Source organism: Janthinobacterium algoris (assembly GCF_051380935.1).
In the GTDB taxonomy this organism is placed as follows: domain Bacteria; phylum Pseudomonadota; class Gammaproteobacteria; order Burkholderiales; family Burkholderiaceae_D; genus Janthinobacterium.
Genome location: NZ_JBNYXZ010000006.1, coordinates 79,400 through 96,604, shown reverse-complemented (window position 1 = coordinate 96,604; position 17,205 = coordinate 79,400). Strand labels below are relative to the sequence as shown.

16 protein-coding genes are annotated in these 17,205 nt (G+C 62.4%); 11 read left to right on the top strand and 5 right to left on the bottom strand.

The window, feature by feature from the left end; all coding sequences use genetic code 11:
* Positions 1-193: 193 nt before the first annotated feature.
* The 6 genes from ACQ4W7_RS10995 (at position 194) to ACQ4W7_RS10970 (ending at position 7,326) form a co-directional block, all read left to right on the top strand.
* Positions 194-1,582 carry a TIGR03013 family XrtA/PEP-CTERM system glycosyltransferase gene (locus tag ACQ4W7_RS10995; protein WP_436530417.1) on the top strand — a complete coding sequence of 463 codons (1,389 nt, stop codon included), beginning with the start codon at positions 194-196 and terminating at the stop codon, positions 1,580-1,582.
* On the top strand, positions 1,579-3,630 hold the full coding sequence (gene prsK, locus ACQ4W7_RS10990; protein ID WP_436530415.1) for an XrtA/PEP-CTERM system histidine kinase PrsK: 2,052 nt from the start codon (positions 1,579-1,581) through the stop codon (positions 3,628-3,630). The genes ACQ4W7_RS10995 and prsK overlap by 4 nt, the downstream gene beginning before the upstream one ends.
* Positions 3,631-3,650: 20 nt before the next feature.
* Positions 3,651-5,006 carry a PEP-CTERM-box response regulator transcription factor gene (gene prsR / locus ACQ4W7_RS10985; protein WP_436530413.1) on the top strand — a complete coding sequence of 452 codons (1,356 nt, stop codon included), beginning with the start codon at positions 3,651-3,653 and terminating at the stop codon, positions 5,004-5,006.
* 105 nt (positions 5,007-5,111) lie between these two features.
* Positions 5,112-5,555: a hemerythrin domain-containing protein gene (locus ACQ4W7_RS10980; protein ID WP_436530411.1), complete on the top strand. Its 444-nt coding sequence runs from the start codon at positions 5,112-5,114 to the stop codon at positions 5,553-5,555.
* 35 nt (positions 5,556-5,590) lie between these two features.
* Positions 5,591-6,544 (top strand): hypothetical protein, encoded by a 954-nt coding sequence (locus tag ACQ4W7_RS10975; protein ID WP_436530409.1) that lies wholly within the window; start codon positions 5,591-5,593, stop codon positions 6,542-6,544.
* Positions 6,545-6,756: 212 nt separating this feature from the next.
* The gene (locus ACQ4W7_RS10970; protein WP_436530407.1) at positions 6,757-7,326 is read left to right on the top strand and encodes a DUF1439 domain-containing protein; all 570 of its coding nucleotides are present in this window, start codon (positions 6,757-6,759) and stop codon (positions 7,324-7,326) included.
* Between the two features lies 1 nt (position 7,327).
* Here ACQ4W7_RS10970 and ACQ4W7_RS10965 read toward each other — a convergent pair whose 3' ends face one another.
* Entirely contained in the window at positions 7,328-7,564 is a 237-nt protein-coding gene (locus ACQ4W7_RS10965) for a DUF7661 family protein (protein WP_436530652.1), read from the bottom strand.
* A 167-nt stretch (positions 7,565-7,731) separates the two neighbouring features.
* Here ACQ4W7_RS10965 and ACQ4W7_RS10960 point away from each other — a divergent pair, with 167 nt between their 5' ends.
* Both ACQ4W7_RS10960 and ACQ4W7_RS10955 read left to right on the top strand, forming a co-directional pair.
* Positions 7,732-8,505 carry a hypothetical protein gene (locus ACQ4W7_RS10960; protein WP_436530405.1) on the top strand — a complete coding sequence of 258 codons (774 nt, stop codon included), beginning with the start codon at positions 7,732-7,734 and terminating at the stop codon, positions 8,503-8,505.
* Positions 8,506-8,624: 119 nt separating this feature from the next.
* Entirely contained in the window at positions 8,625-10,667 is a 2,043-nt protein-coding gene (locus ACQ4W7_RS10955; protein ID WP_436530403.1) for a M13 family metallopeptidase, read from the top strand.
* 33 nt (positions 10,668-10,700) lie between these two features.
* On the opposite strand, the gene fdx is transcribed toward ACQ4W7_RS10955, so the two are convergent.
* The 3 genes from fdx to lpxO all read right to left on the bottom strand — a co-directional run bounded on the left by fdx (position 10,701) and on the right by lpxO (position 12,483).
* Complete coding sequence (fdx, locus tag ACQ4W7_RS10950) at positions 10,701-11,033, bottom strand: ISC system 2Fe-2S type ferredoxin (protein WP_426070986.1); 333 nt, start codon at positions 11,031-11,033, stop codon at positions 10,701-10,703.
* Between the two features lie 61 nt (positions 11,034-11,094).
* The gene (locus ACQ4W7_RS10945) at positions 11,095-11,493 is read right to left on the bottom strand and encodes a DUF6331 family protein (protein ID WP_436530401.1); all 399 of its coding nucleotides are present in this window, start codon (positions 11,491-11,493) and stop codon (positions 11,095-11,097) included.
* Between the two features lie 90 nt (positions 11,494-11,583).
* A complete protein-coding gene (lpxO, locus tag ACQ4W7_RS10940) occupies positions 11,584-12,483 on the bottom strand; it encodes a lipid A hydroxylase LpxO (RefSeq protein WP_426070988.1) in 900 nt (299 codons plus the stop codon).
* Positions 12,484-12,627: 144 nt separating this feature from the next.
* On the opposite strand from lpxO, the gene ACQ4W7_RS10935 reads away from it, so the two are divergent.
* The 3 genes from ACQ4W7_RS10935 to ACQ4W7_RS10925 all read left to right on the top strand — a co-directional run bounded on the left by ACQ4W7_RS10935 (position 12,628) and on the right by ACQ4W7_RS10925 (position 15,515).
* Positions 12,628-13,053 carry a hotdog fold thioesterase gene (locus ACQ4W7_RS10935; protein WP_436530399.1) on the top strand — a complete coding sequence of 142 codons (426 nt, stop codon included), beginning with the start codon at positions 12,628-12,630 and terminating at the stop codon, positions 13,051-13,053.
* A gap of 250 nt (positions 13,054-13,303) precedes the next feature.
* Positions 13,304-14,884, top strand: coding sequence for a methyl-accepting chemotaxis protein (locus ACQ4W7_RS10930; protein WP_426070990.1), 1,581 nt, complete (start codon positions 13,304-13,306; stop codon positions 14,882-14,884).
* Positions 14,885-14,978: 94 nt separating this feature from the next.
* Positions 14,979-15,515: a CPBP family glutamic-type intramembrane protease gene (locus tag ACQ4W7_RS10925; RefSeq protein WP_426070991.1), complete on the top strand. Its 537-nt coding sequence runs from the start codon at positions 14,979-14,981 to the stop codon at positions 15,513-15,515.
* A gap of 100 nt (positions 15,516-15,615) precedes the next feature.
* Here the strand turns inward: ACQ4W7_RS10925 and ACQ4W7_RS10920 are convergent, their stop codons facing one another.
* Positions 15,616-17,115, bottom strand: coding sequence for an MFS transporter (locus ACQ4W7_RS10920; RefSeq protein ID WP_436530396.1), 1,500 nt, complete (start codon positions 17,113-17,115; stop codon positions 15,616-15,618).
* Positions 17,116-17,205: the final 90 nt, after the last annotated feature.

Here is a 17,205-nt window from a genome sequence, read left to right as displayed (position 1 = left end):
TCTTTTAGGGGAAGCATACTATATGCCATTTCCCCTCATTCGGTAATGTGTTGAGATAAATTCTGCCGGCGAAAGATAGCTGGGGACGTAGCTTGTGGCGCATCAATGTCCTGCTGGAACAGTTCGCCATCATGGCAAGACAGCAGCAAGCCACCCTGTGCGCGGCCTGATGCTTTTTGCCGCAGGAGGAACCATGATCCGCATCTTCAGCCATTATGTCTCGAAAACAGCATTTATCCTGCTGTTGCTGGAAATTCTGATCCTGCTGCTGTCGGCCACCCTGACATCGATGCTGTGGCTGGCGGACGGCAGCCGCGTGCTGCGGGTGGGCGAGGTCTATCTGTCGTCGGCGATCTTTGCACTGGTCATTGTGTTCAGCATGAGTGCGCTGGGCATGTACCAGCACCGCTCGCGCGAAGACATCCGCAACACCTTGCTGCGCATCCTGCCGTCGTTCGCGCTGGGTTTTGCTGTGCTCAGCGTCTTGATCCGTTTCGTCCCGTCCTTGCATTTCGGACGCGGCAGCGTGCTGATCTTCGGCCTGGGCGCGATCGGCGTGCTGCTGGCGCGCCTGGTGGTGTTCAAATCTTCGCAATCGGCGCTGATGGAAGGCCGGCTGATCCTGGTGGGCGGCGGGGCGCTGGCGCGCGAATGCATGGACTTGGCAGCCAGCAAGATCGGTTTCCACCAATTTACGGTGGTCGGCTGCATCGATGTGGCTGGCGAGCAATGCTGCGTACCGGCCTCGGCCTTGCTGCCGGCCGAACCGTCGCTGCTGGCCATGGCCCAGCGCCATGCTGCGCATGAGATCGTCGTGTCCGTCAGCGACCGGCGCAATGGCGCGTTTCCTGCCAAGCAACTATTGGAATGCGCGCTGGGCGGCGTCAAGGTGATCGATGCAGCCACGTTTTTCGAGCGCGAAGCGTGCCAGATCCGCATCGACTCATTGCAACCCAGTTATCTGATCTATGGCGGCGGCTTCGACCAGAGTTTTTTCCGCGCCGCCTCGAAGCGTTTGTTCGACCTGGCGGCCAGCGGCATCATCTGCCTGGCGGCGCTGCCCGTGATGCTGGTGACGGCGCTGTGCATCCGGCTGGAAGACGGCGGCCCCGTGTTTTACCAGCAGGAGCGGGTAGGGCGCGATGGCTTGCCTTTTAACGTGCTGAAATTTCGCAGCATGCGCAGCGATGCGGAGCGCGACGGCAAGCCCATCTGGGCGCTGAGCAACGATGCGCGCATCACGCGGGTGGGTAATCTGATCCGCAAGCTGCGCATCGACGAGTTACCGCAGATGCTCAATGTATTTCGCGGCGAGATGAGTTTTGTCGGGCCACGCCCCGAGCGCGCGTATTTTGTCGAGCAACTGAAGCAGCAGGTGCCTTACTACAACATTCGTCACAGCATCAAACCGGGCATCACGGGCCTGGCGCAGGTGCGCTATCAGTATGGCGCCTCCGTCGACGATGCCGTGAAGAAGCTGCAATACGATTTGTATTATGTGAAAAACAATAGCCTCTTCCTCGACTTGCTGATCCTGCTCGACACGGTGCAGGTGGTGCTGTTTGGCAAGGGCAGCCGATGATGGGGGCGCAGTCGGATTGGCTGGCGGCGGCCGACGCGGCGGCCCTCAGCCATGGCCTGGCGTCGCTGGCCTTTTTCGTGCTGGCACTACTGCTCATCAGCAACTGGCGCGCGCGGCAAAACGTGCGCGCCTTGCTGGTCGCTTGCCTGGCGACGGGGAGCTGGGCCACGGGCACGGTGGTGCTGGTGCTGCTGGGGCAGCGCATCGCGCTGGTCGGCGATGCGCTGGAACTACTGCGCACGCTGGCCTGGCTGGTCTTTTTGCTGCTGCTGATCGAACCGTCGCGGCCCCGCTTGCGCCTGGTGCTGGTGGGCATCGCCCTCACGGCGCTGGCGCCCTGGCTGTTCTCGATGGCTTCCTTGTGGCTGGCGCTGCCTTTGCCTGCGCGTATCATCGCCAGTGTCTGCCGTTTGCTGCTGGCCGTGCTGGGCATGCTGCTGGTGGAACAGTGGTATCGCAATACGCCGCCCTTGAAACGCTGGGGCATCAAGTTTGCCTGCCTGGGCGTGGGCGGCCTGTTTGCCTATGATTTCTATCTGTACAGCGACGCCTTGCTGTTTCGCGCGATCAACGACGATATCTGGGCCGCGCGCGGCATCGTCGACGCCTTGTGCGCACCGCTGCTGGCCGTCTCGGCGGCGCGCAATCCAGGCTGGGCGCTGGGCCTGTCCGTCTCGCGCCAGATGCTGTATCGCTCGGCCGCCTTGCTGGGTTCGGCCATCTATTTACTGGCCATGGCGGCCAGCGCCTATTACTTGCGCTATTTCGGCGGCACCTGGGGTTCCTTGATGCAGATGGCTTACCTGGGCGGCGCAGCCCTGCTGCTGGCGGGCGTGCTGTTTTCCGGCAGCCTGCGCGCCAAGCTCAAGGTGACGATCAATAAACATTTTTACAATGCCATCTTTGATTACCGCGAGGAATGGCTCAGGTTTACGCGGGCGCTGTCCGAAGATGGCCCGGCCTTGGGCGAACGCACGATACAGGCCATGGCGCAGCTGGTGGAAAGCCGCGCCGGCGCGCTGTGGATCTTGCGCGAACAGGGGCAGTTTGTCCCTGCCGCCAGCTGGAACTGGCCGCCCAGCACGTGGAGCGAGCCTGCGGCAGGCAGCCTGTGCCAGTTCCTGGAGGAAAGGCTATGGGTGATCGACGTGCCTGACTGCCAGCAAAACCCGCGCCAGTACGGCGGCTTGCTGCTGCCGCCTGCGCTGCTGGCGCTGCCGCAAGTGTGGCTGCTGGTGCCCTTGATGCTGCATGGCCAGCTGTTCGCCTTTGTCGCGCTGGCGCGGCCCCGCACGCGTATCGGCTTGAACTGGGAAATCCGCGACGTGTTGAAAATTGCCGGCAGCCAGGCCGCCAGCTACCTGGCGCACCGCGAATCGCTCGATACCCTGACGGTGTCGCGCCAGTTCGACTCGTTCAACCGCATGTCCACGTTCATCGTGCACGACCTCAAAAACCTGGTGTTCCAGCTGTCCTTGCTATTAAGCAATGCCGAAAAGCACCGTGCCAATCCCGCCTTCCAGGAAGACATGCTGGGCACCCTCGACCATTCCGTGCAGAAAATGAAGACCTTGCTGCAGAAGCTGGCACGCGGCGAGGCGCCGGAAGCGCCAGCGCCGCTGCTGCTCGATGGCTTGCTGCGCCAGGCCGTGGCCGCCAAGGCCAGCCTGGCGCCGGCGCCCCGGCTGGAAATCGTCGATGGCGAGCTGACGGTGCTGGCCAACCGCGCGCGCCTGGAGCGCGTGCTGGGCCATTTGATCCAGAACGCCATTGAGGCCACGGGCAGCGATGGCAAGGTGGCCGTGCGGCTGCGGCGCGAGCAGCACACGGCCGTGGTCGAACTCGACGATACGGGGCAGGGCATGAGCGAGCAATTCATCCGCGAACGCCTGTTCAAACCGTTCGACACAACCAAGACGGCAGGCATGGGCATCGGTGTGTTCGAAAGCCGCGAATACCTGCGCGAAGTGGGCGGCAGCCTGGAAGTGCGCAGCGAACCCGACGTCGGCACCACGTTTCGCGTGATCCTGCCGCTGCACGCGGCCTAGCACCTAGCAAAAGGAGTGCCATGGGCAAGCAAAAACTGCTGGTCATCGAAGACGATCCCGGCCTGCAAAAGCAGCTGCACTGGAGTTTCGACGGCTATGAGGTCTTGCTGGCGGGCGAGCGCGAGGCCGCGCTGGCGCTGGTGCGGCGCCATCAGCCGGCCGTGGTGACGATGGACCTGGGCTTGCCGCCCGACCCGGACGGCGCCACGGAAGGCCTGGCTACCTTGCAGCACATCCTTGCGCTGGCGCCGGACACCAAGGTCATCATCCTCTCGGGCAACCAGGAGCGGGCACATGCGTTAAAGGCCATTGCGCTGGGCGCCTACGATTTTCACCAGAAACCGTTCGAGGCCGACATGCTGGGCCTGGTCATCGCGCGCGCGTTCTACCTGCACGCCATGCAGCAGGAAAACCGCCGCATGTTGCAGACGCAGGCGGACTCGCCGCTGGCCGGCATCATCAGCCGCGACCCGGGCATGCTGAAACTGTGCCGCAGCGTGGAAAAAGTCGCACCCTCGTCGGCCAGCGTGATGCTGCTGGGCGACTCGGGCAGCGGCAAGGAGCTGATTGCGCGGGGCTTGCATACGCTTTCCAGCCGCCACGCGCAGCGCTTCGTTGCCATCAACTGCGCGGCGATTCCCGAAAACTTGCTGGAAAGCGAGCTCTTCGGCTATGAGCGGGGGGCATTTACGGGCGCGGCGCGGCAAACCCTGGGCAAGATCGAACTGGCACACGGCGGTACTTTCTTTCTTGACGAGGTCGGCGACATGCCGCTGGCGCTGCAGGCGAAATTGCTGCGCTTCCTGCAGGAGCGGGTCATCGAGCGTGTCGGCGGGCGCACCGAGATCGCCGTCGACGTGCGCATCGTCTGCGCCACGCACCAGGACTTAAAGGTGCTGGCGGAAAAGGGACGTTTCCGCGAAGACCTGTTTTATCGGCTCAGCGAAATCGTCTTACGCATTCCGCCCCTGCGCGAACGGGCCGGCGATTGCGCCTTGTTGGCCCACCATTTCAAGAACAAGTTCTGCGCCAGCGAAGGGCGCGGCAGCTTGCATTTCAGCGCAGGCGCGCTGCAGCTGATCGAAAGCTACGGCTGGCCCGGCAATGTGCGCGAGGTGGAAAACTGCATCAGGCGGGCCGTCATCATGTGCGACGGACCGCAGATCGCGGCCGACGACCTGGGCTTGCCCGCCAGCGCCCAGGCGGTGCCACAGGATGAGCCGCTGAACCTGCGCCAGGCCCGCGAAGCGGCCGAGTACAAGGTCATGGTGCGCGCGCTGGCGCGGGCCGACGGCAATATCGCCCGCGCGGCCGAGTTGCTGGGCGTGAGCCGGCCCACCCTGTACGACCTGATGGGCCACCACGGCATCAAGTAGGCGCAGGATACTGATATAGATTAAATATCAATTTTATGTAAGGCGTCGCACATACACTGGCGCCGCCGTGGCGCATCCTTGCCTCATCCACAACAAGGAGGCTCCATGAACGCGATCAGTTTATTAATGCAGGATCATAAGGCCGTGAAGGCCCTGTTTGCCCAGTATGAAGGCTTGAGCGACCGCTCATTTGCCACCAAGAAAAAGCTGGCCGACCAGATTTGCCAGGAATTGACCGTGCACACGCAGCTGGAAGAAGAGATTTTCTACCCGGCCGTGCGTCGCCCCATCCACGACAGCGATTTGATGGATGAAGCCGTCGTCGAGCACGCGAGCGCGAAGGAACTCATTGCGCAAATCGAAGCGATGGACCCCGCCGACGACCTGTACGACGCCAAGGTCAAGGTGCTGTCCGAGCAGATCGAACACCACGTCAAGGAAGAAGAGAGCGACATGTTTCCCAAGGTGCGCCATACGGCCGTCGACCTCGATGCGCTGGGCCGGGAAATGGCCGTGCGCAAGGAACAGCTGAAGGGCGTGGCCGCCTGACCGGTTTAAAAAATCAACAACCAAGGGAGTCTTCCATGCAAGCTACACAATTGTCCGTGTCGGACCTGAACAATCCGGGCGTTTCCTGGGGCGCCGTGCTGGCGGGCGCTGCCGCAGCGGCCGCCTTGTCCTTCATCTTGCTGATCCTCGGTGTGGGCCTGGGCCTGTCGTCCGTCTCGCCGTGGTCGTTTAATGCCACAGCCATCGGCGTGTCGACCATCGCCTGGCTGGCCTTCATGCAACTGGCCGCGTCCGGCATCGGCGGCTACATGGCGGGCCGGCTGCGCGTAAAATGGGGTAGCATCCACACGGATGAAGTGCATTTCCGCGATACGGCGCACGGCTTGCTGGCCTGGGCCGTGGCGACTCTGATCACCGTGGCCGTGCTGGCCGGCGGCACGCGCGCCGTGCTCAGCGGCGCCATCGATGCTGGCAGCGGCGTGGCGGCGGCCGTTGCACCCGCAGCAGCAGCGGGCGCCGCAGTTGCCGGGAACTCGGCTGGCGCCAAGGCGGGCGAGGGTGGCAGTAGCGCCAATGCGCTCGATTATTTCTCGGACATGCTGCTGCGCGCCGCTCCCGCATCCGCCCCTGCTGCTACCGCCGGCACGCCAGCGCCAACATCTGCTGGCGTCACGTTCGCCGACCAGCGCCTGGAAATCGGCAAGATCTTCGCCACGGGCCTATCCACCGGCAGCCTGGCCGCCGATGACCGCGCTTACCTGGGCCAGATCGTGGCCAGCCGCACGGGCTTGACGCAAGCTGAAGCCGAAGCGCGCGTCGACGCCGTCTACGCACGCGCCGCCAAGGCCGCCGCCGATACCAAGTCGGCCGCCCAGCAAGCGGCCGACACGGCCCGCAAGGCCGGTGCCCACACCGCCTTGTGGATGTTCGTCGCCTTGCTACTGGGCGCTTTCGTTGCCAGCCTGGCGGCAACGTTCGGCGGTCGCCAGCGCGACCATGAGCGCGTGCTGCGCCATGTGACCATTTAATCCATCATTTAATCTACCATTCAATCTAGGAGAGTGCCATGCGTTCCATCCTCTTGCTGCTGCTGGGCATTCCATTGCCCATCATCATACTGATTGCCCTGTTCGTGCATTAAGACGTCGACGTAAAAAACGGTGCCCGCCGTAAGCGGGCGCCGTTTGTGTTGACGCGGGTGCATGTGTAAGATGGCGCCATCTTTCCACCGAGACTATCCATGAATGTCACCGCCATCCGTCCCTTGCTGAAAACCGCCGCCATCGCCGCTTTTGCTTGTGCTGCGCTGGCTTCGTGCTCCACCCTGATCGGCCCGCGCGATGTGAATGTGTCGCTGAGCAAGATGCAGCAAGGCCTGGAGCGGCGCTTTCCCATCGATAAACGGGTGTTGTCCGTGCTGGACGTCAAACTGACCCACCCGCAACTGTCCTTGCAGCCCGAGCGCGAAAGAGTCGCCCTCAGCGTGGACGCCAGCGTCTTGCCGCCGTTTATCCGCCAGAGTTGGCGCGGCAGTCTGGCCATGTCGGGCCGCCTGGTGCTCGACGCCCAGCGCAACGCCGTCTACCTGAGCGAAGCGAGCGTGGACAAGGTGAGCATCGACGGCATGGATGAAGCGCAGCAGCGCCAGTTCGCCAAGGTGGCCAGCCTGGTGGCCGACCAGCTCATGCATGAAACGCCGATCTACACCTTCAAGCCCGAAGAGCTGCGCTATGCGGGCGTGCAATTCGTGCCCACGCAGATCAGGACCACAGGGAATGGGCTGACCGTGACGTTCGAGCCGGTGAAATAGGCTAGGCCACGAACGCGGACGAGCTGATTTGCGTTGCTGTGTTATTGCGCGGTGTCGCCTCTTCATGGAACAGGTCAGCCAGGTATTCGCACAGCGCATCGGCGCCAATATCGTCCGGAATAATGAAATCGGCAGGCCGGCGCTTGCCTTCTGCGCCGAGATAGAATGCGCGCCAGGCGCCCTGGTTCCCCCGGATCGCAATGAGCGTGCCGAAAACATTGAATCGGAATTCCTGCATCAAGCTGCTCCAGTTAAAGAGATAGGCAAAGAGATAGGACACCCGGCTGGAATAGCTGTCGCATGAGCTCGAACGTCATCGCTGGAGAGAAAAACCCCGTGAATTCCCTCTGCATATCTTGGATATTTATTGTGTTATAGTAACATTTACTTAGCTTGGGGCGTGCGATGATGAATATAATTACGACAGGAATCCAGCCTGGGGCACTGTCTGCCGCAGAAGGCAAGAAGACCTTATCGTCGGACAAGGCGCAGGCCCTTGCAGCGCCAGCCGGTCCTGGGGCCGTGGCGGACGATGTCGTGATCTCGACCCTGGCCGGGCGTCTGTCGGTGGCCTCGACGGCCACCAGCGCCACCATCCGGGGCTACGACCACGCCACGCTGGGTGCCTGGGTGAATGACAATACCACCGACATCCTGTATCCGCTGGACGCCGAACACAAGGCGGCCGCAGCAAAGCAGGTGCCGCAACCGAATGACGCGGCATCGGCAAAGTCGGCCGCCGCTGCGACCGCGTTTGTCGACAATAAGGGCCCCAATCCGTTTGCGGGCTTGTCGCGCGAGCAATTGTCCGCCATCACGAACGATGACAGCGGGACCTTTACCATCAACGAGCGGCGCGCCGCCTTTACGCAGGCGTATCAGGAAGAAGAGGCCTGGCGCAGCCAGGTTGTGGCGCAAGCCACGCATGAATACGAAACTACCGGCAAGATGACCAATTTCTTCAAGTCGGTGCTGGCGCATTTCAATACATTGCCGCAGCTGGAACAGTCGCAATATCCCGCCAATTATGCGAGCGACCTGGAAGATAAGATCAAGCTCGATTTTAATTACTTCAATCACGCCGCCGGCAATGGCGGGCCAACGCCGGGTTCGCTTGCGGATCTGCTGAAAAATCAGGATAAAAAAGGCTTGGACCTGTTTGATCTGCTGATCCGCTGATTTCTGAAATTGTTTAATCATCATTGTTGCACCGCAGGCAGGCCGACTATAATCCTGCCTCGCATGCCTGGACACAGCATGTTCTCCAACATGAAGTTAAAACAATTAAAGGAATCTTCGTGAAACGCTCACTCATCAGCGCCGCCTGCTGCGCCTTGCTCGCCTTATCCACGCCGTCACTGTACGCCCAGCACGGCGCTGCCGCACCGGTTTCCGGCATCGACCTGAAAACCCTGGACCCCGCGGTCAGCCCCAAGGATGATTTCTACGGCTACGTCAACGGCGTCTGGACCCGCAATACGGACATTCCGGCCGACAAATCCGTCTGGGGCACGTATATCGAATTGCGTGAAATCGCGCAAGGCCAGCTGCGCGGCCTGATCGACGCCACCGTCAAGAATCCCGGCAAGCCCGGCAGCGAGGCGCACAAGATCGCCGATCTGTACACGAGTTTCATGAACGACAAGGCGCGCAACGCGGCCGGCTTCAAGCCCCTGCGCGCCGAGCTGGCCCGCGTTGCTAGCGTGAAAGACAAGAAAGACTTGCCGGCGCTGTTCGCTTACCTGCAAGGCAATGGTATCGCCACGCCGTTTTCCGCTTATGTGGCGCCCGATGCGCAAGACCCCGAGCGCTACACGGTCAATATCAGCCAGTCCGGCCTGGGCTTGCCTGACCGCGATTACTACCTGAAGGATGACGACGCCAAGCTGCAAGCCGTGCGCGCCAAATACCTCAAGCACATCGAGACCATGCTGACCATGAGTGGCGACCAGGCCGCCGCCGAACATTCGGCGCAAATCCTCGATATCGAGACGCGCCTGGCGGCAGCGCAGTGGACGCGCGTGCAGATGCGCGACCCCGTCAAGTCGTACAACCGCGTCGGTTTCGACCAATTCACGGCACTGGCGCCGGCCTTCGACTGGAACGCTTACTTTGCCGCCGCCGGCCTGGCGAAAAAGGAAACCTCGGCGGTGGTGCGCCAGCCCAGCTTCATCAAAGGTTTTTCCGAGACCGTGGCGGCGATTCCGCTGGCATCGTGGAAGAGCTATCTGAACTGGCGCATCATCGAAAGCTATGCCTCCTACCTGGACAGCGCTAGCGTCAAGGAGCGTTTCGCCTTCGACGGCACGGTGCTGCGCGGCGTGCCGCAAAGCGAACCGCAGTGGCAACTGGCGCTGCGCTTCACGGACAACGCCATCAGCGATGCCGTCGGCAAGCGTTACGTGGAAATGTATTTGCCGCCGGAAACCCGGCCCCGCGTGATGGCCATGTTCGACAATTTCGTCGCTTCGTTCAAGGATGGCATCGAACAGCTCGACTGGATGGGTCCGGAAACCAAGAAGGAAGCCCAGCTCAAGCTGGCAGCCTTGAAACCGAAGATCGCGTACCCGGATACCTGGCGCGACTACAGCAGCATGCGGACGCAGCCGAACGACCTGATCGCCAACGTGCGCGCCTCGCGCGCCTGGAGCCGCCAGCAAAACCTGGACAAGCTGGGCAAACCCGTCGACCGCGATGAGTGGTCGATGACGCCGCAAACCGTCAACGCCAGCTACAGCCCGGCTCTCAACGCCATCACCATCCCGGCCGCCATCCTGCAGCCGCCATTCTTCAATGTGAAAGCGGAAGATGCCGTCAATTATGGCTTGCTGGGCATCACTTTCGGCCATGAAATCAGCCATGCCTTCGACGATTCCGGCAGTCAATATGACGCAAAGGGCCGCTTGCGCAACTGGTGGACGGCAGAGGACCGCACGGCCTTCAAGGCGCTGGCCGCCGGGCTGGTCAAGCAATATGGCGCCTACAGCCCCGTGCCGGGCTATCACATCAATGGCGAGCTGACCCTGGGTGAGAACATCGGCGACAATTCCGGCCTGTCGATCACCTACAAGGCGTACCAGCGTTCGCTCGGTGGCAAGCCGTCGCCTGTGCTGGACGGCCTGACGGGCGAACAGCGCCTGTACATCGGCTTTGCGCAGAAATGGCGCGCGAAATTGCGTCCCGAGGCGGCGATCGCGCAGATCAAGAGCGATCCCCATTCGCCGGGCGAATTCCGCGCCAAGGGCACGGTGAAAAACCAACCGGGCTTCTACGAGGCGTTCGGCATCAAGCCGGGCGACCCGATGTATCTGCCGCCCGAGCAGCGCGTGATCATGTGGTAAGCAAGTAGGGCGGTTGGGCATCCGCGCCGGGGATTATTCCTTGGCGTGGTTGAGCGTGTACCTGGGCAGTTCCAAGGTCAGGTCTTCGTGGGCCAGGCGTGCCTGGCAGGACAGGCGCGAGTGGGGCTGCAAGCCCCAGGCCTGGTCGAGCATGTCTTCTTCATTGTCGCCCAGTGCGTTGAGCGAATCGAAACCCTGCACCACGACCACGTGGCAGGTGGAACAGGCGCCCACCTGGCCGCAGGCGTGTTCCATGGCTATCTGATTGCGCAGCAAGGCCTCGCAAATGCTGATTGTTTCCGGCGCCTCGAAGACGGCGCCATCGGGGGCCAGCTCGGGATGGGGCAGGACGGTGATTTTTGGCATGCGGGATTCTCCTCGGTTATCCTTCAATACCGTCACCGTGGACCTTCCCGCCTTGGCAAGGTCAAGCCCCTGCGCGATCCTGTGCGACGATGCACTTGTCCAGATGATCGAGCAATTGCAGGAATACGCGTTTATCCGCCACGTGATTCATCGTGGCACTCGTGAATACATCGCTGGCGGCCGCCGCCACGGCCTCCTTGGCCGCTGCGCAGGCGGCATGCAGTTGCGCGCGATCAAGTTCCAGCAGCGCCGTGGCTATGCCTTCGTGCGTAAAGTCGTAGGCATCCATGCCGCAACAGCCGGCCACGCAATGCGTTTCCAGCCGGTAAATCAGCGGCCACAGCTCACCCAGCAGGGCATCGATGTCGGTGGCTCGCTCATAGCGCCCTGCAATGTCGATGAATTCAATCCATGCATCATCGGCAATCTGGATATCGTATTGGCGGTCGCGTTCAGTCATTTTTCAGGTTGTGCATTCAAAGTGAGTGGCATCGCATTATAAAAAAAACCGCCCGAAGGCGGTTTTCTTATGCGGGAGACACTGCGTCAACTAGATAAAGTAGATCAGCGCGACGACGCCCACGACGAGCACCACGCGGGTGACTTGGTACGCCGTCTTGTTCCACGCCTTGAAACGGCGGCGGTACTGGCCCATGGTCCAGGAAATCTGGAACAGTTTGCTCACGCCGCCCACCTGGTCGCCCAGTTCGTTGGGCGAGGCGGCGGCCGTCATCAGGGTGCGGCCCAGCCAGCGGTTCAGGCCTTGCGCCCAGCGGTAGCGCATCGGGCGTTCGATGTCGCAGAACAGGATGATGCGGTCGCTATCGGCATCGTTGCGTGCCCAGTGGATATATGTTTCATCGAACATCACGGCCTGGCCGTCGCGCCAGCTGTGGCGTTCGCCATCGACGTCGATGAAGCAGCGGTCGTCGTTCGGCGTCTGCAAGCCCAGGTGGTAGCGCAGCGAGCCGGCGAACGGGTCGCGGTGCGGGTTGAGTTTGCCGCCTTGCGGCAGTTCCGCAAACATGGCGGCCTTGATCGAGGGAATCGATTGCAGCAGCGCATAGGTTTGCGGACACATTTGCTGTGCCGACGGGTGGTTCGCGTCATACCATTTCAGGTAGAAACGCTTCCAGCCATACTTGAAGAAGGAATTGAAGCCCACGTCATTGTTTTTTTCAGCCGCCTTGATCTTTTTCATTTCCTGCATGCGCAGCGCTTCATCGCGGATGATTTGCCAGTTCTGCTGCAGCGGCGCCAGTTCCGGAAATTGATCGACGGAAAGATAGGGTGTGGCCGGCACCTTGGAAAAGGTGTGCATGAACAGGTTCAGCGGCGCCATGAACGAGGAGTGATCGAAGATCTGGCGGCGAAACGGCAGGCGTACCTTGCCACGAAAATGAATATGTAAAACAGAAAACACAAAAATGCCCAGCAAGGCCCACTTCATACACAACCTCGTTTTTTAAGAATGGGGCAATTATAACCAGTTAATGCCACCGCCACCCCGTCCCACGATGAAGGAAAGATGAAGCGGCGCGCCCGCGCCAGCTGCCTTACAATGCTTTTTTCTCCACAATTATCCGAGGTAACAATGGAAATCTGGCACGCACCGCTGGACCTGGCCACGCTCAACGCCGCCAGCGAGGGCACGGCTATGCGCCACCTGGGCATCGCATTCACGGCATTTGGCCCTGACTGGATCGAAGCGACCATGCCGGTCGACCACCGCACCATGCAGCCGTTCAAGCTGCTGCATGGCGGCGCATCGGTCTTGCTGGCTGAAACCCTGGGCAGCATGGCCGCGAATGCCTGCCTGGACAGCCGCCGGCAGGTGAGCGTGGGGCAGGAAATCAACGCCAACCACGTACGCGGCGTGCGCGGCGGCCACGTCACGGGACGCGCCACGCCGATCCACCGGGGCCGCAGCAGCCAGGTGTGGGAAATCCGCATCGTCGACGACGACGGCAAACTGTGCTGCATCTCGCGCATCACCATGGCCGTCATCGACGCCCCTTGACTTGCATCAAAGCATTAAAAGTGAGCGCGTGAAATCATCCAGAACGCCGTTCGCTTATAATTCAGTGTGCTGTTGTACCGTGCGGGAGTTTTACGCGCGTTCACATTGCCCGGAATAGAAGCTGACTGCCCAAAAAACGCCAGTTAGAGACCCACCCTGCGCCATGCAGGAAAGGCAACATGACGGTGAGCAGATCGCTGGTTCTAGCGGAACTGGCAAACAATCAACTTTATACAGGGCAATAACAACAATGATGTCATTCAATCGTTTGACGATAGGCGCGCGCCTGAGCGCAGGCTTCGGGCTGCTGGTTTTACTCATGCTGGCGTTGGCCGCCTTCGCGCTGCTGCGCATCGGCGCCATCTCGGGCGCCATGGACGCGCAAGAAAAAGTCCAACTGGAAAAACTCGAACCGCTGTACGTGGCGCGCGAAGCGCTCGACCAGACGGGCCTGGCCGCCCGCAACGCGTATATCTTCCGTGACCAGGCCGCGGCCGAAAAAGAACTGGCCATCCTCGACAGCCAGAAGGCGCTGTACCTGGACGCGCTGGCCAGGCTGGCGCCGCAGTTCACAGGCGATCCCCAATTCGAGAAAGTCAGTACCGGTCTGAAAGCCATGGCGCAGGAACTGCAGCGTCCGCGCCAGTTCCGCGCGGCGGGACAGATGGAGCAATACGGCACCTTCCTCGTCGAAGAGTGCAGCCCCCTGCGGCGCCAGATCGTCGCCGACATCGATGTCGTCCTGAAAAACGTGCAGCGCGAATCGGAGCAGGCCAGCGTGGCCGCGCGCGCCATCTATGGCCAATCGCTGCGCTGGATCGGCGTGCTGGCCGCGCTCAGCGTGCTCATTTGCATTGCGGTGGCCACCGTCATCACGCGCGGCCTGCTGCGCCAGTTGGGCGGCGAACCGGCATATGCGGCCTTGATCGCCGGGCGCATCGCGCTGGGCGAACTGGCCATCGACGTGCACACGCGCCACGGCGACGACAGCAGTTTATTGTTTGCCATCAAAACCATGCGTGACAACCTGGCCGCCATCGTTGGCAAAGTGCGTCATGGTACGGAAAGCATCGCCACGGCCTCGACCGAGATCGCTTCGGGCAACCGTGACCTGTCGCAGCGCACGGAGCAGCAGGCCGGCTCGCTGGAAGAAGTCGCCTCGTCGATGGAAGAACTGATTTCCGCCGTGCGCCAGAATGCGGACAACGCGCAGCAGGCGAACCGGTTGGCGCGCGAAGCGTCGACCGTGTCGGAGCAGGGCGGCAAGGCGGTGGCCGAAGTGGTGCATACCATGGGCTTGATCAATGCCTCGTCGAACAAGATCGTCGATATCATCGGCGTGATCGACAGCATCGCCTTCCAGACCAACATCCTGGCCTTGAACGCGGCCGTGGAAGCGGCGCGCGCCGGTGAACAGGGGCGCGGTTTTGCCGTGGTCGCCACCGAGGTGCGCAGCCTGGCGCAGCGCTCCGCCGCCGCCGCGCGCGAAATCAAGGCCTTGATCGACGATTCCGTCAGTAAGGTGGGCACCGGCACGGTGCTCGTCGAGCAGGCGGGCGCCACCATGCATGAGGTGGTGGCCGGCATCGGCAGGGTGACGGGCATCATGGCCGAGATCAGCCACGCCACGCAGGAGCAGGGCGCCGGCATCGAGCAAGTCAACCGCGCGATTGTCGACATGGACCGCGTCACCCAGCAAAACGCGGCCCTGGTGGAGCAGGCGGCCGCTGCCGCGCACGAGTTGCAGCAGCAGGCGGCCCAGCTGGAACAGGAAGTGGGGATTTTCAAGCTGGCCCAGCCGGCCAACGGTCCATTGCGCCTGACGGCCTGAGGCCGATAGCGCACCAGCGCGGCGCGCCCACAGCGATGCGCCAATAGTCATATTACGCGCTACAATGAGAGCTGGATCACCGCCAGGACTTCTCATGCAAGTGCGCAGCAGCCACGATCTCTCCAGCCCGGACGACGACAAACCGGCGCCGCCCGTGCTGCAGCTGGCCCTTGCCGGCCTGGGCTGGGGCTTGCTCACCTGCGTGCTGTGCTTTGTAATCCTGTTTCTCACCAAATGGCTGCTGCCGCCCGAATACTGGGGCGCACACACGGGCTTGACCAAGTTCAAGCGCGAAATGTCGCTACCCCTGCTGGTGTTCTGGGTCGTCATCTATTCTCCCATCCTGGAAACCTTCCTGGGCCAGTTGCTGCCGCTGGAAATCCTCAGGCGCCTGGGCGCCAGTCGCCCGCTGAGTATTTTCATCGGCGCCATCCTGTGGGGCATCGTGCATTTCATCAGCGGCGGCTTGCTACACGCCATCGTCGCGCTGGGCTCGGGCGCCATGTTCAGCTTTGTCTACCTGCGCTACCGCGAACCGGGCGTGGCCGTTGCCTATGCGACGACGGCATTTTCCCGCGCCTGCAACAATATCGCCATCCTCGTCGCCGTGTTTTACGGCCTCGATGCCTAAAGCGCCTTCCAAAACCTACTGCGCGTCGGTATAGGCGGCCTGCGATGCTCACCGTACTCTAGTACGGTTGCGCTTCTCGACCACCTCTACCTTCCGCTCGCTACGGTTTTGTTAGGTGCTTTTCTTCCTTCCTGAGCAAGTACGGCACCAGCGCCGCCAGCGCCACGGCCAGCCCCGCTAAACCGCCCAGCAACTGGCGGAAGGCGGCGTCATAGCTGGCGCGCAGCAGCGCTTCCTGACCGCCCAGCAGCTGTGTTGCTTGTTGCATATCACCGAGCGCGGCGCGACTGGCGGCCGCCAGCACGGGCAGATCGGCGGGCAGCTGCCGCGTCAGGCCCGTGCCAATCAGGCCGGCCAGCACGGCGCCGGCCAAGGCCAGCGCCACGCCATCGGCGCTGATGCGCACGGTATTGAAGATGCCCGTCGCCATGCCGGCCCGCTCCGTTTCCACCACGTTCAGGGCCATGCCATCCATCAAGCCCCACGGCAAGCCGATGCCCACGCCGATCAGCAGCAGCGGTCCGGCCAGCGCCGTGGCGCCGCCATGGCCCAGCACCTGCGCCAGCCAGGCCAGCCCACAGGCCGCCAGCAGCAATCCCGCCGCGCACAGGGTGCCGGCCTTGACCCAGCGCAATAGCAGCGCCGCCAGCATGGGGACGAGCAGCAGCGGCGCGGCCAGGGCGATCATCAGGCGGCCCGCCGCCAGCGGCGACACGCCATCAATGCCGATGAAGCGCCCCGGCAGCATGACGATGAGCACGATGAACAGGAAGGCGGGCGAGGCGGCCAGCACTTGCACGGCAACAAAACGGCGCTGGCGGAACAGGCTCAAGTCCAGCATGGGCTGCGCCGTCCTGCGTTCGATCACGATAAAAATGAAAAACAGCAGCACGGACGAGGCGACGGATAGCATCACGGCCCCGCTGCGCCAGCCGTGTTCGGGCACCAGCAGCATGCCCAGGGTCAACAGGGCCAGCGCGACGCTGAAGCTGAGGGCGCCAAGCCAGTCCAGCCGGCCTTTGTTGCGCGGCGGATCGGCCGGCACGCTGCCCCATACCAGCAGTATGCCAATGGCGCCCAGCGTGGCCGTGGCGTAAAAGATGGCGGGCCAGCGGGCCAGTGCCAGCATGGCGCCGGCCGCCAGCGGACCGAAAGCCAGGCCCAGGCCGAAGGTGGTGCCCAGCATGCTCATCACGCGGTTGCGCGCCGCGCCGTGGAACAGGGGCGCCAGCGAGGACATGGCGGCGGCAAACGCGGCCGCGCCGCCGAGGCCTTGCACGAAGCGCAGCGCGGCGATCCATGCCACCGAGGGCGCGACGGCGATGGCCAGGGTTGCCACGCAGAACAGCGCCAGCCCCGCCAGCCAGACGCGGCGCCGTCCCAGCACGTCCGTCACGCTGCCCGCCACCATCATGGCGCTGCCGTAGCTGAGGATATAGGCATTGATGACCCAGTTCAGCGCGGCGGCGCTGCCGTGCAGTTCGGCGCCGATGGCGGGCAGCGCCACTGCCGGACCCGTGAAGCACAGGGGAATCAGCAGGCCCGTCAGGCAGGCGGCCAGCACTTGCAGGGGGAGTAAAAGACGTGAGGGTGAAGGCATGGGCGTTGGCTCGGAAAGAAGGAGCGGTGAGTATGGTGCGCCCGTCATTGAAGAAAAATGGGCTAAACTACCTAACATATCGGACAAAAA

Bases quoted from the DNA above. Each gene is read 5' to 3' on its own strand.
- ACQ4W7_RS10995 (WP_436530417.1), top strand. From the start codon at position 194: ATGATCCGCATCTTCAGCCATTATGTCTCGAAAACAGCATTTATCCTG.
- prsK (WP_436530415.1), top strand. From the start codon at position 1,579: ATGATGGGGGCGCAGTCGGATTGGCTGGCGGCGGCCGACGCGGCGGCC.
- prsR (WP_436530413.1), top strand. From the start codon at position 3,651: ATGGGCAAGCAAAAACTGCTGGTCATCGAAGACGATCCCGGCCTGCAA.
- ACQ4W7_RS10980 (WP_436530411.1), top strand. From the start codon at position 5,112: ATGAACGCGATCAGTTTATTAATGCAGGATCATAAGGCCGTGAAGGCC.
- ACQ4W7_RS10975 (WP_436530409.1), top strand. From the start codon at position 5,591: ATGCAAGCTACACAATTGTCCGTGTCGGACCTGAACAATCCGGGCGTT.
- ACQ4W7_RS10970 (WP_436530407.1), top strand. From the start codon at position 6,757: ATGAATGTCACCGCCATCCGTCCCTTGCTGAAAACCGCCGCCATCGCC.
- ACQ4W7_RS10965 (WP_436530652.1), bottom strand. From the start codon at position 7,564: ATGCAGGAATTCCGATTCAATGTTTTCGGCACGCTCATTGCGATCCGG.
- ACQ4W7_RS10960 (WP_436530405.1), top strand. From the start codon at position 7,732: ATGATGAATATAATTACGACAGGAATCCAGCCTGGGGCACTGTCTGCC.
- fdx (WP_426070986.1), bottom strand. From the start codon at position 11,033: ATGCCAAAAATCACCGTCCTGCCCCATCCCGAGCTGGCCCCCGATGGC.
- ACQ4W7_RS10945 (WP_436530401.1), bottom strand. From the start codon at position 11,493: ATGACTGAACGCGACCGCCAATACGATATCCAGATTGCCGATGATGCA.
- lpxO (WP_426070988.1), bottom strand. From the start codon at position 12,483: ATGAAGTGGGCCTTGCTGGGCATTTTTGTGTTTTCTGTTTTACATATT.
- ACQ4W7_RS10935 (WP_436530399.1), top strand. From the start codon at position 12,628: ATGGAAATCTGGCACGCACCGCTGGACCTGGCCACGCTCAACGCCGCC.
- ACQ4W7_RS10930 (WP_426070990.1), top strand. From the start codon at position 13,304: ATGATGTCATTCAATCGTTTGACGATAGGCGCGCGCCTGAGCGCAGGC.
- ACQ4W7_RS10925 (WP_426070991.1), top strand. From the start codon at position 14,979: ATGCAAGTGCGCAGCAGCCACGATCTCTCCAGCCCGGACGACGACAAA.
- ACQ4W7_RS10920 (WP_436530396.1), bottom strand. From the start codon at position 17,115: ATGCCTTCACCCTCACGTCTTTTACTCCCCCTGCAAGTGCTGGCCGCC.